10 protein-coding genes and 3 pseudogenes are annotated in these 13,643 nt (G+C 69.1%); 5 read left to right on the plus strand and 8 right to left on the minus strand.

Annotation, left to right across the window (positions count from 1 at the left end; all coding sequences use genetic code 11):
* Nucleotides 1-265: 265 nt before the first annotated feature.
* Complete coding sequence (locus SMIR_RS02075) at nt 266-631, minus strand: hypothetical protein (protein WP_212726362.1); 366 nt, start codon at nt 629-631, stop codon at nt 266-268.
* Between the two features lie 402 nt (nt 632-1,033).
* Nucleotides 1,034-1,366: a hypothetical protein gene (locus tag SMIR_RS02080; protein WP_168497862.1), complete on the minus strand. Its 333-nt coding sequence runs from the start codon at nt 1,364-1,366 to the stop codon at nt 1,034-1,036.
* 83 nt (nt 1,367-1,449) lie between these two features.
* Between SMIR_RS02080 and SMIR_RS02085 the strand changes: the two genes are divergently transcribed.
* Nucleotides 1,450-4,812 carry an AfsR/SARP family transcriptional regulator gene (locus SMIR_RS02085; protein ID WP_249938323.1) on the plus strand — a complete coding sequence of 1,121 codons (3,363 nt, stop codon included), beginning with the start codon at nt 1,450-1,452 and terminating at the stop codon, nt 4,810-4,812.
* Between the two features lie 254 nt (nt 4,813-5,066).
* On the opposite strand, the pseudogene SMIR_RS02090 reads toward SMIR_RS02085, so the two are convergent.
* The 4 genes and pseudogenes from SMIR_RS02090 to SMIR_RS02105 form a co-directional block, all read right to left on the minus strand.
* A pseudogene (locus tag SMIR_RS02090) lies at nt 5,067-5,692 on the minus strand (IS110 family transposase); the annotation flags it as partial.
* A gap of 431 nt (nt 5,693-6,123) precedes the next feature.
* On the minus strand, nt 6,124-6,633 hold the full coding sequence (locus SMIR_RS02095; RefSeq protein ID WP_248003251.1) for an allene oxide cyclase barrel-like domain-containing protein: 510 nt from the start codon (nt 6,631-6,633) through the stop codon (nt 6,124-6,126).
* A gap of 251 nt (nt 6,634-6,884) precedes the next feature.
* Nucleotides 6,885-7,712: pseudogene (locus SMIR_RS02100) on the minus strand (IS701 family transposase); the annotation flags it as partial.
* Nucleotides 7,713-8,205: 493 nt separating this feature from the next.
* Complete coding sequence (locus tag SMIR_RS02105; protein ID WP_211118869.1) at nt 8,206-8,706, minus strand: YfbM family protein; 501 nt, start codon at nt 8,704-8,706, stop codon at nt 8,206-8,208.
* A 252-nt stretch (nt 8,707-8,958) separates the two neighbouring features.
* Between SMIR_RS02105 and kilB the strand changes: the two genes are divergently transcribed.
* Complete coding sequence (gene kilB / locus SMIR_RS02110) at nt 8,959-9,423, plus strand: plasmid transfer protein KilB (protein ID WP_168497858.1); 465 nt, start codon at nt 8,959-8,961, stop codon at nt 9,421-9,423.
* A 40-nt stretch (nt 9,424-9,463) separates the two neighbouring features.
* Nucleotides 9,464-9,931: pseudogene (locus SMIR_RS44790) on the plus strand (hypothetical protein); the annotation flags it as partial.
* On the opposite strand, the gene SMIR_RS02115 reads toward SMIR_RS44790, so the two are convergent.
* Entirely contained in the window at nt 9,891-10,544 is a 654-nt protein-coding gene (locus tag SMIR_RS02115) for a TetR/AcrR family transcriptional regulator (RefSeq protein WP_168497857.1), read from the minus strand. The pseudogene SMIR_RS44790 and the gene SMIR_RS02115 overlap by 41 nt on opposite strands.
* A gap of 65 nt (nt 10,545-10,609) precedes the next feature.
* On the opposite strand from SMIR_RS02115, the gene SMIR_RS02120 reads away from it, so the two are divergent.
* On the plus strand, nt 10,610-11,377 hold the full coding sequence (locus SMIR_RS02120; RefSeq protein WP_212726363.1) for an MBL fold metallo-hydrolase: 768 nt from the start codon (nt 10,610-10,612) through the stop codon (nt 11,375-11,377).
* Nucleotides 11,378-11,676: 299 nt separating this feature from the next.
* Nucleotides 11,677-12,231, plus strand: a complete 555-nt coding sequence (locus SMIR_RS02125) for a cupin domain-containing protein (protein ID WP_212726364.1) — start codon at nt 11,677-11,679, stop codon at nt 12,229-12,231.
* 272 nt (nt 12,232-12,503) lie between these two features.
* Here SMIR_RS02125 and SMIR_RS02130 read toward each other — a convergent pair whose 3' ends face one another.
* On the minus strand, nt 12,504-13,631 hold the full coding sequence (locus SMIR_RS02130) for an LLM class flavin-dependent oxidoreductase (RefSeq protein ID WP_212726365.1): 1,128 nt from the start codon (nt 13,629-13,631) through the stop codon (nt 12,504-12,506).
* Nucleotides 13,632-13,643 lie beyond the last annotated feature (12 nt).

Consider the following 13,643-nt stretch of genomic DNA (forward strand, 5'->3'; position numbering starts at 1 on the left):
GTGTCGCAGGTTCGAATCCTGCCGGGGGCGCAGAGAGAAGGGCCGGCTGCGGGAGGGGTTACTTTCCGGGCCGGCCCTTCGGCGTTTCAGGCGCACCATCGGCCAGAGCCGCCGCGTCCGTCGCCCCCTGTCTCGGAGCCAGTCGCCGCCGCATACGCAGGCCAGTCGTCGAAGTGACTGCCGGCGAGTGCGCACGACGGCGTTCGGGAACGTCCGGCCGGGCCGAGGGGCAGGGGCCTCGGCCCAGGAGCCTCCGGAGGGTATGTCAGGCGGCCGGGCATCCGAACCAGTTCACCCTGCCGTTGCCGGAGGTATAGCCCATGCATCTGACGGTTCTGTTGTGCAGGGTCTCGGTCCGGACGACCCCTCCATCCAGAGTGTCCCTCTTGTAGTGGGTCTGTACGAGGGTGTCGATCTCGATGGTGTACCAGCGCCGCTTGTTGTTCGGGATGCTGCAGCGGTGGCCGGTCAGGTTACGACTGGGCCCGCTGCTCCACATGTCCTGTTCGGCGCGGTCACAATGCGCGCGGCTCGCGGCGCCGGCGGTGCCGGCGCCGGGGCCCAGCAGGGCCGCCGCGCCCATGGTCATCGCTGCGGTAACGCCGAGCAGGCGCGTCAGAGTGAGGTTCATCGATGGGTCCTCCTGCCAGATGTGGTGACGGCTCGGAGTCGCCATGTCACCTTGGTGCGATAGTCGCACTTGTCCGGGATATCCGGCCTGGCGGGCGGCGGCGCAATCCCCCGACCCGGTGACGTCCGTGATGCCAATGCAGCAGGCCGCGGTCACATCCCCCACCGGCCCAGGAGCGGGACTCGGTCGGCCGCTTTCGGCGCTTTCCGGAAGCTCGTCGACGAGGGTGACCTCGAAGAGGCGGCCGAGCAGGTGCGGGCGGAGGGTCAGCTCCGGCCCCGGTCGTCCGTCCCTCATCTGCTCCGCGCGCCGCAACCCTTTGCCCACTGCCTCGCGGAAGCCGCGGTCGGGTCCGCGCCACCGGGACGTGATGTCGTACGTGTACCTAAGTTGTCCACCGCGTCATGAGCGGACCACGTCCACGATGACGCGCCCTGTTCGACGGTCCGCGCGGAGCACTGCGCGGGCCGCCTCGAGGATCTCCTCGTCCATCTCCAGCCCGGAGGCCAGGATCTGGAGCAACCGCGTCCGCCACACATCGGGGTCCGTCTCGTACGCGTGCAGCACCCGTAGGCCGTATCCGCCCCGCACGCCGTCGCCGCCGTCGGACAACCGTCGGCGCACCGCCTCACTCAGCATGGCGTGGAGGTCGTGGACGATTCCTCGTGAGGTGTCGGTGAGTCCGGCCGCCGCCCCCATGGCCAACGCGGTGGCCACCAAATCCGCTTCGGTCACGCGGACCCCCTTCGGTTGTGCGGGTTGTGCGATGTCGTGTCCGTCACCATGGCTGGGGGTGCTGCAATTCTGATGAAATTTCGATGACGTGGGGAAGCGGAGGCTTCGGGGTGGACGACGGATCTCCTCAGCTGCTGCGGTTCGAAGTGCTCGGACCGTTACGGGCATGGCGGGGCGGAACGCCGCTGGAGCTGGGGCCGGTCAAGCGGCAGGCCGTGCTGGCCGCTCTGCTGCTGCGCCGAGGAGCCGTGGTGAGTCATGAGCGGCTGCTCGACGCGGTGTGGGGCGAGGAGCCTCCCGCAGGCGGCCACAAAGTGCTGCCCACTCACGTCAACTCGCTGCGCAGAGTGCTCGATCCGGAAGGCACCCCGCCCGCGGCGTCGGTGATCCGCAGCGGCAAAGGCTGGTACCGCTTCGTCGTCGAGGAGGTCCGACTCGATACGGCGGATCTGGACGAACGGGGAGCCCAGGCTCTGCGCACCGTCGCGTCGGGCGACCTGGCCACCGCCGCGGACCAACTCTCCGCGGCCATCGGACTGTTCCGGGGCGAACCCCTGGCCGGGCTGCTGGGACCGTTCGCGCAGAACGAGCGACAGCGGTTGGAGGAACACCGACGGACGTTCCGACTGGAGCGGCTCAAGTGCCTCGTCCTGCTGGGCCGGTTCGGCGATGCCCTCGACGACCTGAGCGGACTGTCGGCGTCTTCGGCAGCCGACCGCTACGACGAGTCGCTGACGGCCTTGCGCATGCGGGCCCTGTACGGCCGCGGACGTCAGGCAGAAGCACTCAAAACCTACGAGGACTTGCGCGTACAACTGCGGGACGAGCTCGGAACCGATCCCGGCGAGGAACTGCGCCGCGTGCACGAAGCGGTACTGCACCAGGACGACGCCTTCCTCCTGCGTCCGCCCCCGTCGGTGCTCTCCACACCGCGCGAGAGCGCCGTACCCGCCGAACTCCCCCACGACACTCCGGGTTTCGCCGGCCGCACCGGCGAACTCGAACGACTCCACTCGCTCCTTGCACCCGCTCGGGCGCAGGGGACGGGAACGGGGACGGGGACTGGGACGGGGACTGGGACGGGGAACACGGTGGTCATCTCCGCCATCGGCGGCGCCGCCGGCATCGGCAAGACCGCGCTGGCCGTGCACTGGGCACACCAGGTCCGCGACCGCTTCCCGGACGGCCAGCTCTACGTCAACCTGCACGGCTTCGACCACGACCGGCAGCCCCTCGAACCCGGCGAGGCCCTTGAACTGCTGCTGCGCAGCCTGGGGCTCGCGGCGTCGGAGATCCCCCCGCACCACGAGGCCCAGGGCCGCGTGTTCCGGACCCTGCTGGCCGACCGGCGCATGCTCGTCCTGCTGGACAACGCGGCCTCCGCCGATCAGGTACGTCCACTGCTGCCGTCCGGCCCGACCTGCTGCGTCCTCGTCACCAGCCGCAACCGCCTCGGCGACCTCGTCGCCCACGACGGCGCCCACGCCCTGCCCCTGGATCTCCTCCAGCCGGACGAGGCCCGCGCACTGCTGAGCCGGGCCCTCGGCACGAACCGGGTCGACGACGACAAGCACGCGGTCGACGAACTGATCAGGCTCTGCGGCAGCCTCCCCCTGGCCCTGCGCGTGGCCGCCGCCAGGCTCGCGGGCGACCCGGCCCTGCGGACGGCCGACCTCGTCACCGAGATGACCGAGGGCAACAAGCTGGAGGCACTGGAGCCGGACGGTGACGCCAACTCTCCTTTGCGCACGGCCCTCTCGGTGTCGTACCGGGTCCTGACACCGGGCGCACGCCGGCTGTTCCGCCTGCTCGGACTGTTCCCGGGAGCGGAATTCACCGCCGAGGTCGCGGCGGCGCTCCTGGATGCGCCGCTGTCGCAGGCCCGGCGTCTGATCGGTGCCCTGACCTCGGCCCACCTGATCGAACCCGCGACGGCGGGGCGTTATCGGTTCCACGATCTCCTTCGTGAGTACGCACAGGAATGTGCGCTGGTGGAGGAGACAGCGCCGGACCGTGAAGCCGCCCTCGAACGGCTGCTGATCTGGTACCTGAACGCCACCCGAACCACCGCGGGGGCCGGGCTCTTTCCGGAGCTGCCCGGCAGCCTCCGCGCCGGCAGGCACCCGGGCATGCCGTCGGCCACCGCGCCTCGACCATGGCTGGATGCCGAACGGACGAATCTGCTCGCCGTCATCAACCATGCCGCCCACCACGGCCCCCGCCCCGTCGCCTGGCACCTGACCTCAGCACTGTTCAGCGACTTCTGGATCCATCTGGCACGGAAGACCTGGCAGACCACCGCGCAGACGGCACTGGACGCGGCCGAGACCGAAGGGGACCTGTTCGGTCAGGCAGCGATGCACTCCAGCCTTGCAGCAGCACGGTGGGACCGGGGGCATGTCCGACAGGCGATGGAACACGCCACACGCGCACTGGACATCAGCCGGGAGCTCGGTTGGGCGACGGGCGAGGCGTCGGGTGTCGGCCTCAGAGGCATGGCGTATTGGAGCATGGCGCGCCTCGACAGTGCGCACGACGATTTCACCGTCGGCCTGCGCATCTTCCGTGAGACCGGGAACCGTTACTTCGAAGGATTCGGGGTGGTCGGCCTCGGTATGGCCTGTCGGGATCTGGGCCGACTGCACGAGGCCGCCGATCACCTCGAACGTGCCGTCGCCCTCGAAGAAGAGGTCAGCTGGTGGGACGCCGGCTCGGCCCTGCAGATCCTGGGTGGGGTGTACTGGGAACTCGGCCGTCTCACCGACGGACTCGACCTCCTGGGCCCGGAGGTGGCCTCCGACAAGCGGGCCGGATACCGCGACGGCCACGCGATGATGCTCGACGCCATCGCGAAGATCAATATCGAACTCGGCCGCCACAACGAAGGACTGGAGCACGCCGAGCGAGCGTTCGCGCTGGTCGAGGACACGAAACGACACTGGGTTCAGTCCGGCATCCTCAACACGGTCGCGGCAGCCCGCCGACGACTGGGACAGCTGGACCGGGCTCTTCAGTCCGGCGAGCAGGCTCTCGCCCTGGCCCGCGAGTCGCGATTCGGACGGGCCGAGGCGGACAGCCTCATATGCCTCTCCCTCACCCACAAGGAAGCGGGCCGGTACGACGAGGCCCGCACCCACGCCGAACAGGCGCTGGCCCTGGCCCGCGACCACTCGTTCCGCGTGGTGGAGGGCCAGGCCCTGACAGCCCTGTGCGAGACGGCAGCGGCCGAGGAAGCACACGGCACAGCCGTCGAGCTCGGCCAGGAGGCCCTCGCCATACACCGCGAGACCAGCCACCGACTCGGCGAGGCCCGCACCCTCATGGCACTCGCCCGCGCCCACCGGAAGACCGACGGCGCCGCCGCCGAACTGATGAGGCGAGAGGCATGGGCCATTTTCTCGGACATCGGCGTGCCCGAGACGGAGTACGCGGATCTCGACCGGTGACGTCTCCTCAGCCGAGCCCGTCGGCCCCGTTCCCGGACTGCGCGCCAACCGGCAGCGGGGACCTCGAGCCAGCTCCTGCGCAAAGCCCGCTCGGTCCCTGGGGCGCCCCAGGGACCGAAGGGGCCGCCGGCGCGTCTTCCACGTCTCGTCCGGGACGTGAGCGGACGCACGCTCGCTACTTCAAGACGACCCCCAAGGCGATGAGCGGAGGCACTACGGGTCACCGGAGCCTGCCGAGTGCTGCTTGGGAAGACCGCGTTTCGGACCTTGCGGTTGGCCAGCCACTTCGTCAGCCGCGTGACGCCGACGCGGCGGATGGCGGCCGACGTCTGGTAGCCCGTCAGCAGCCTGAGCGGGCCGGTGTTGGTCACCTCCAGCGCTCGTTCCAGGGCGGGGAACATGCTCAGCAGGGTGCTGCGCAGACGGTTGACGACGCGGGTGCTCGGTCCTCCACCAGGTCAGACCGGCGGCCGGTCAGCAGCTTGAGTTCGACGGCGGCTTCGTCACCGGGGCGGATGGCTCGCAGGTCGCGGCGCATCCTGGCCTGATCGGCGATCACGTAGGCGTCGCGGGCGTCGGTCTTGCCCTCGCCGCGGTAGCCGTCGAATGCCCGGTTCACCAGACGGCCGGACATGTAGAGGATCTCCTGGCCGTGGCTGACGAGCCGGGCCAGCAGCAGTGCGGGTTCCCCGCCGGTCATGTCGATGGCCCAGATGACCTGACGGCCGTCGGCCAGGTCCAGGACATCACCGATCACCTTCAGCAGCTCAGGCTCGTCGTTGGCGACCCGCCGCGACAGCAGCGTCGTGCCGTCCGAGTCCAGAGCAAGGCCGTGATGATGGCCCTTGCCGCTGTCGATCCCCGCCCATATCCGGCTCATCGTGCCCCTGACGTACGTGTTTGTTCTGTTCGTGCCACGGACGACTTCGCCGGCATTGCTCTACACAGGACTTGTTCGCACTTCCTGATCGGCGGCCGAGTCGTCGTGGGGTGCCCGGCGGCGAAGCGAAGGAAGCCACGAGACGGCAGCCCGCTGATAGCCACACCCAGTAGCGCCAACTTCGCCCGAGCACGGTTCACCTCAAATGCGTCCACCCCCCACGCCCCTCTCAGACAGGACCGAGAGAAGGACCTAACGGAGTCCTACCAGTACTCCAGCTGTAGATCGCGATCTTCATGTCTGGGCGGCTTGTCGCTGATAGGGGATGGTCTGGGATCGAGCCTGGTGGCGGCGTCGCCAGTGGGACCAGTCGAGCCGGTGGGCCGTGCCGTGGACGGGCCGGCCCTCTCACCGGGCGGGGGCAGAGTCAGTCAGCGGTCGAGGTCGATCGTGAAGCGCCTCGTGCCCGGAGCGATCGTGTCGGCGTGGACCGAGCCACGAGCCCGGTCGAATTCCCCGGTGCCGCCGGTGATCCCGTTGTCGAACGAAGAGGGAGGGCCCGGGTTGAGAATGCCGAAGACCATCCCCTGCACGGAGAGCTGGCCGCCCGGGAGGTTGTAGGTCACGACGCACTCCTCCGCTCCGCCGTTGTCTACCCGGGTGGTGGTGCAGGTACCGTCGGTGTCGCCGACCTGGTTGCCGTACTGGTCGAAGAGGGTCGAGCGGAAGACGGTCCGATCGCCCTGGGCGGGGGCGCCGCCGGGGTTGACGGGGAAGCGCGTCTGCTGCACGAGCCGGCCGATGAGTGTGATGACCCGGTCGCCGCCCGTGGTGTGGGCGGAATCGGTGTCCGTCGCGGCGGCGGCCGCGACAGGGGCACAGGCGAGAAGGGTAACCAGCGCAGTGGCCGTGCCGAGACAGGCTGCTCTCACGGGACGCATCGTGTGACTCCTGAGGTTGATGCACATGGATGGTCAGGTGACGCATTCATAACCTCGGCTCTGCCGCCGCCCGGAACGTCCCGGCGCGACCCACCGGCAGATCCGACCAATCGGACCAACTTGGGACGAGAGACGGCCCGCCCGACCGGACGCGTCGCGCGGGCGGGCGGGCGGGCGGGCGGGTTGACGCTGGTGCAGCACATTGGCCCCCGACTCGGACCAGTGCCGCCCCTGGGACCGGAAGCAGGCACTCATGTCTGGGATGCGGCTTGTCGCCGGTAATGGCTGGTGAGGGATCGCTGCTGAGGGAGCCGCCGCCAGTGCGACCAGCCGAGCCGGTGGGCCATGTCGTGGCGAGGCTGCACGGCGACCGTGATGAACAGGCGCTGGATCGCGTTGCAGGACAGCAGGACCGGGCTGTCCGGGGTGGAGCTGCGGGCGTGTTCGTCGGCACGGACTACCGCGCGGAAGGCGTGGGCGAGCAGCGCGAGGGTGACCCAGCGGGTGCAAGAACGGTAGTGGCGGACCTGGTGCTCGTCGAGTCCCGCCAGCCCTTTCTAGGCCTGGAAGGTCTCTTCCACACGCCACCTCGAACCAGCGGTCTTGACCAGCGCAGTCAGCGGGACCAGCTCGGTGGAGTGACTGCGGTAATAGGCGAGTTCACCGGTGGTGCGGCTGCGGCGGATCAGGAGCTGGTGGCTGCCCGGCGTCGGGTCGACGAGGTCGACGACGGCCCAGTCGTAGAACCGTTGTCCCTTCGCACCGCGTCCGGCCGAGAGCTTCTGCCAGGCCCGCTTCGGCACTTTCTTCACCAGGGCATCGGCGGGGAACCTTCCTGCACCTGTGGCCATTTCGGCCGAGCAGACCACGGCAAGGACATAGCCGATGCCGCGCTCCTTCAGCGCCGCGCGCAGTCTCGGGTTGCCGCCACAGACCTCGTCACCCGTGACCCAGCCGACGCGGTGTCCGGTATCCCAGAACCGTTCGATCATCCTGAGGGCCAGGTCCGGCTTGGTCGCGAAAACGGTGTCCTCGCCGAGCCCCGCCGCCCGGCAGCGATCCGGATCGCCCGTCCAGGAACAAACGGTGCACGGACCAGTCCGAGTAGGCGAACCAGTTGGCTGTGGGCCGACGACTGTGGGCCGTTGTCCGATGCCGCCGATACCCCGTGGTCGACCTGATAGGGATGAGGCCAGACCTCAAAGCCCGCTCCAGCGCGAGCGCCGCGCCCTCACCGGGGTCGGACAGTGAGCCGATGCAGGCAGTAGAGGCCTTGGTGAGTTGCGGTGCAGCAGCGAAGTACCGCAACCGTCGAGACGAAAGGTGAGCGCCAACGGCCGCGTATAGCCGAACGATCAAGGTCCTACGCTGCAATGACCTTGCCGCCGACAGTTCGGGACGAAGAGGTCGTGCCAGAACCGTGCGAGATCGTGTGGGGAACCACGGGGAATGGCAGGCACCATGTCGACGGCCAGGCAAGCCTTGCCGTCGCTCCGCCGCAGGTCAGCGCAGCAACCGCCCGTAGGTAACCGGAGCTTCCCAAGCCAAACGCCCCGTCGGTACGTGCACCTGTCAGTCGAGCCAGACGAGCAATGCGTCATCCGCTGCGGCGGCGGCCCCGAAGAACTCCGTCAGGCCGTCGTACCAGTGGCGCCCCCACTCAAGCGCTCCAGGCTCATCCCACCCCAGCGGATACACCTCAGCCCTGGTCAGGTCGGCAGGATCCACGCCGGCGATGAGTTGGGCGTACGTGGTGGAGCGAAGAGCTCGCGCCGCAAGATGGGCCCGCTCAGGCCGCAGGTACCTGGGAGGCCCGTACCCCCAGTCCTCATCATCGGCAAACGGCTCCTCCCCGTGGATCACGTTGACCGGGAACTCGGCGCGCGCCAGCAGAAAGCGGAGCATGTCCCAGGCCTTGTACGTACTGAAGTGGCGTGCATCGGCCGGCACAGGCTCTGACTCCTCCTCGGCGTCCTGGACCTCTTCGACGAAGTCCAGAGCCCAGTCCGGGTCTTGGATCGCTCGATCGAGCTCAGCAGGCGTGACACGCAGGTACTCACCGATCATGCTCATGGGCGGAGACTAGACGCGGCCACTGACACCGGCCGCCGCGCCCGTCTCGCTTTCCTTCTCGTTCAGCCCGGTTCACCGACGGTCAGCCGAGACCGGGATCGGATCCCACCCCGGGGGTGAGTCGCTCATGAACCCGGGCGAACGCCCCCACACACAGCCCACCACCCCACCAACAGACTTGGAAAGCGTGTTGGTGGCGCTCAAGTCGCCATGCGTCTCACCCGGATACACGACACGTGATCAGCTTGGGCCGTGGAGACCATCATCGCGAGTGCCATAGCCGTCCTCGGAACCCTGCTCGGCTCGGGAATCACACTGGCGTTTCAGCAACGCACCACCGACAGAAGCCACCGGTTCGCCCGCCGTGAGAAACTCCGGCAAGAACGACTCGACGCCTACTCCGCCTACGCCGGCACGCTGATCAACTACCGCCGCTGCCTGGTGCACCTGTGGTTCTGCGAGCACGAACAACCGCCACCCGAAGATCCGGACGCCGTCCGGATCCGCGCGTACGACCTGCGCTCCAGCGCGCAAGAGGCCCTGTTCCGGGTCCAGATGCTTACGGACGACGAGACCTTGAGTCAGGCCGCAGAGGCCGTACTCGCCGACGTCACGGCACTGGCCAAGACGGAGACCAGAAACCGGCTCGACCAGCGCCGAGTACAGACCCGTGACGACATCAGCCGACTCGTCAGAGCGGCGAAGCGACATCTTTGAGGCACCTGCGGACGCACCCTTCCGTACGGCCTCTCCAGAGACAGGCGCACACCGGCAGGAAATCGTCTTCTTCGAGGACGAGGCGGGGTTCTTGATGACACCGCCGCGTGCCCGCGCCCGGGACCGGCGTGGGCACGCGCCTGTCCCGGGCGCGGGTACGCGGAAGATCCTGGCGTCGCCGGTCGATCGCCGCCATGTGCTGCCGCGAGCAGGGAGAAGCGTCTCGGCTCATCTGCCGGCCGCGCCGCCACCGCAAGCACGACCGGCTCACCATCGCACAACTGCGCTCTTGCGTAACTGACTTGAATGCGTCAGAGGGCATCTGTTCGGCCGGTCGTTGTTACGGCGCGGCCCGCCGGTCAACACCGCCTTCGCCGACGACGACCAACTCGCACCCGCCCCGATCGACGGCTGCCATGCTGGCACCGAACTCACCCCCACCCCGCCGCGGCGGGTGCGGTGGGCGTCTACCGCAGCCGGGGCGAACGGGGCAGGAGCGTGGCGGTGAGCGTGGCGGCCAGCCATTCCTCGTACGTGTCGGTCGACCAGCCCCGTCCTGCTGTGAGTTGGGTGTACAGCTGTGGGCCGGCCAGGGCCCAGAGGGCGTCCGCCAGGTGGGCCGGATCCGCTTCCGGGCCCAGCGCACCGGCCTCGGCGAGGTGGGTGACGAACGCGGTGACGCCGGTGAGCCGCTCCCGCTCACTGGTCTCCAGGATCTCCCCGACGTCCGGCCCGGCCTGAGTCAGCAGTGTGAACAGCGCGGCGATCCGTTCATGGATTCCGCGCACGTACGCGGCGTAGAGCCGGAGCTTGGCGTCCGGGTCCCTCGTCCGCAGGATCTCTCGTGTCTGGGGGCGATCCGCCATCGGCACCGGTTCGTCGTCTCCGGCCAACGTGATGTCCCACAGGTCCTTGACCATGCCCGGTTTGCCGCCGAACGTCTTGTACACCGTTTCGGCGGAGACACCCGCCCGCTCGGCCACGGCACGCACGGTCGTGGCGTGGTAGCCGTCCTGGAAGAGCAGCTCACGGCATGCCGCCAGCACCGCGACGCGGTTGCGGTGCGCGGCCTCACGCCGGCGCTCGGAATTGTAGGGCCGGCGTGGTGTCTCGCTTGCCATCGGTACACCCTCCAAATTTGCTACAGTCGACTGTATCGAATTCTGCTCGGTTGCAGGAGGTCCGTATGTCCCGTCCCGCGCCCACGCAGGTGGCACCCGGCGTCCACCGCCTCGGCGATCACGGCATCAACTTCTACCTGATCGAGGGCCCCGACGGTCTCATCCTGATCGACTCGGGGGTGCCCGCCCATCTGGAGCAGTTGCGCGGGCTGCTGGCCGGCCTCGGCCACTCCGTGGCCGATGTCCGTGCCGTACTCCTGACCCATGGCCACCTCGACCACACCGGCCTGGCCCACACCCTCCAGGAGGCCGGAGCCGTCATCTGGATCCACGAGCGGGACGCCGCCATCCTGTACGACGGCCCGCGGAGCGCGACCCGCCACGCCAAGCCCGAGCGTTCGATGCTCCCCTACCTGCTGCGCAGACCCTCCTCGCTCGCCCTCCCCTTCCAGCTGGTCCGCGCGGGAGCCTTCACCGCTCCCGCCGTCCAGAATGCGCGGGTCTTCGACGCCGACAAGGTGCTGGAAGATGTCCCCGGCGCCCCGCAGGCCGTCGTACTGCCCGGCCACACACCCGGCAGCGCCGCGTACCTCTTCGCCGACCGCGGGCTGCTCTTCACCGGCGACGCCCTGGTCACCGAGGACGGACTGTCAGGCCACACCGGACCCACGATCGTGAGCCGCTGCTTCACCCACGACAGCCGGGCCGCGCTCACCGCCCTCGACCGCCTCGACGAACTGACCGCAGACCTGTTGCTGCCCGGTCACGGCGCACCCTTCACCGACGGCATCCGCACCGCCACCCGGCAGGCACGGCAACTCGGCGTGCGCTGACCTCCCACGCAGAGGCGACGTCGAAGGGCGCGAACGTGACCTCGAGCGTGCGGCGCCTCCGGGGCCGTCCCTGCCCGTCGCAGGCGCGAGGGAGCTTCGTGGTCGGTCCGCCGCGGGGCCGACCGAGCGCCTCTCACCGAAGAGCGGGCCACACCTTGAGGCCGATCTTCGGTGGCACGAGCCTCCGGCAGCCGCTTGCGCGCAGCTCGACAGCGAGATGTGCCGCGGCGCCGTACACCAGATCTCCAGGCGGCGGCCCGCCTGGCGCAACGATATCCATCACCTTCTAAGGAAACGACATGAGTTCTGCACCGCCGAACAGCGACGTGGAGACGCCGGACTACTACCGTCCGTGCGTCTTGCACGTCCCCGCTGGGAAGGGCGTGGTCAAGTGGATGTCCGGCGACGTCTACGAAGTCAAGGCGACGACCGAGTCCACCAACGGCGCATTGGGGTTCATAGATTGCCGAGTGCCCCCGGGCAACGGCCCGGTAGCGCATGTGCACAAGAGTGCTGACGAGGCCTTCTACCTCATCTCGGGTGCGCTGGAATTCCTGAACGGCGATCAGACCTTCGTGGCGAACGCCGGTGACTTCGTCTTCGTGCCCAAGGGCACACGGCACCGGTTCCGGAACATCACCGACGAAGAGACCCACATGGTGGCCTTCTACACTCCCGGCGGAGGCGAGGCGCTGTTCCTGGAGGCCGGGGACGACCCCGTCCCCGGCGGGAAGCCCGAGTTCTGGCCGCCGGAGCGCGGCCTGGCGCTGGCGGCGCTCCTCGGACGGAAAGACATCGACATGGAGGTGCTGCCCGAGGAAGCGGACTTCAACATGCCCGCCGACGAGGCCTGAGCGAGGACAGCACAGCAACGGTGCTCGGGCCGAGAGACCGTCGGCCCGAGCACCTTCTGAGGATGCGGCATCGCGCAGCGGCGCCGACCGGGGCTTCGTCACGTGCCCCTCAGCCCCAGCAGCATGCGGCCGATGTCCTCGACCGGGTCATGGATTCCCCCCCAGAGCCGCCTGCGGAGCGCCGGTGGTCAGACCGCCTTGGGGAGGGCGAACCAGGAGTTGGCTATCTGTCGTCCGAAATTTGATATCTGATATCTGTCATCTGTCATTCGTCACCTGCGTCGCCACTCCTCGGCCAGCAGTTCGTACGAGCGCACCCTGTCCATATGGCCGTGGGTGATGGTCGTGATCAGCAACTCGTCGGCCCCGGTGGCCTCCTGAAGCTGTTCCAACTGGTCGGCGACGTGTCCCGGGGAGCCCACGAACTGGGTCTCGACGCGATCGGCGACCAGAGCCCGGTCCGTGTCGCTCCACACGTGAGCGCGGGCCTCCTTCGGGGTCGGGAACTCGATGGCGCCCTCGGCGGTACGGATGCTGCGGACCCAGAGGCCGTATCCGGTGGCGAGTTCGCGCGCGGTCCCGTCGTCCTCGGCGACGACCACGTCCGCGGACACGCTGACGTACGGCTTGTCGAGGGCGTCGGACGGCTGGAAGGCGGCGCGGTAGCCCTCCGCCGCCTCCAGTACCGTGGCCGGACTGACGTGGTAGTTCGCCGCGAACCGCAGCCCGTTGCGGCCGGCGACCGTGGCGCTCTCCCCGCCGCTGCTGCCCAGGATCCACACCTGTACGTCCGCGCCCTCGCCCGGGACGACGTGCGCCTCGATGCCGTCCGCCGACCGGTACGTCCCCGCGAGCAGGGCGAGGATGTCGTCGATCCGCTCGCCGTAGTCCTGCGACCGGGCGTGCGGCTGTTGGAGCAGCGTGCGCTGGAGGGCGACGCGGGGTGAGCCGAGCAGGTGCTCGAAGGAGAACCGGGGCGGGATGCGGAGACCGTTCGGGGCGCGGCCGTCGACCACGGGGGTCGCGGTCGGCAGCGAGGCGGTGGGCCCTCCCGGCGGGCGCCCGCCGGAGCGGCCGAGGCCCAGGTCGAGACGGCCGGGGTGCAGGGCGTCGATCAGACCGAACTCCTCGACCGTGGAGAGCGCGGTGCGGTGCCCGAGTTGTACGGCGCCCGAGCCGAGCCGGATCGTGGAGGTGGCGGAGGCGGTCAGGGCGAGGACCAGCGCGGGTGAGGTGCCGGCGACTCCCGGGTTGAGGTGGTGCTCGGCGAACCAGTAGCGGGCGTACCCGAATCGCTCCGCCTGCCGGGCCAGGTCGATGGAGTTGCGCAGGGCCTCGGTCGCGGTGGAGCCGGAGGAGATGGGGACGAGGTCGAGGACGCCGAGGGGGATGTCGGACATGGGGCGGTGCTC

Source organism: Streptomyces mirabilis (assembly GCF_018310535.1).
Taxonomy (GTDB): domain Bacteria; phylum Actinomycetota; class Actinomycetes; order Streptomycetales; family Streptomycetaceae; genus Streptomyces.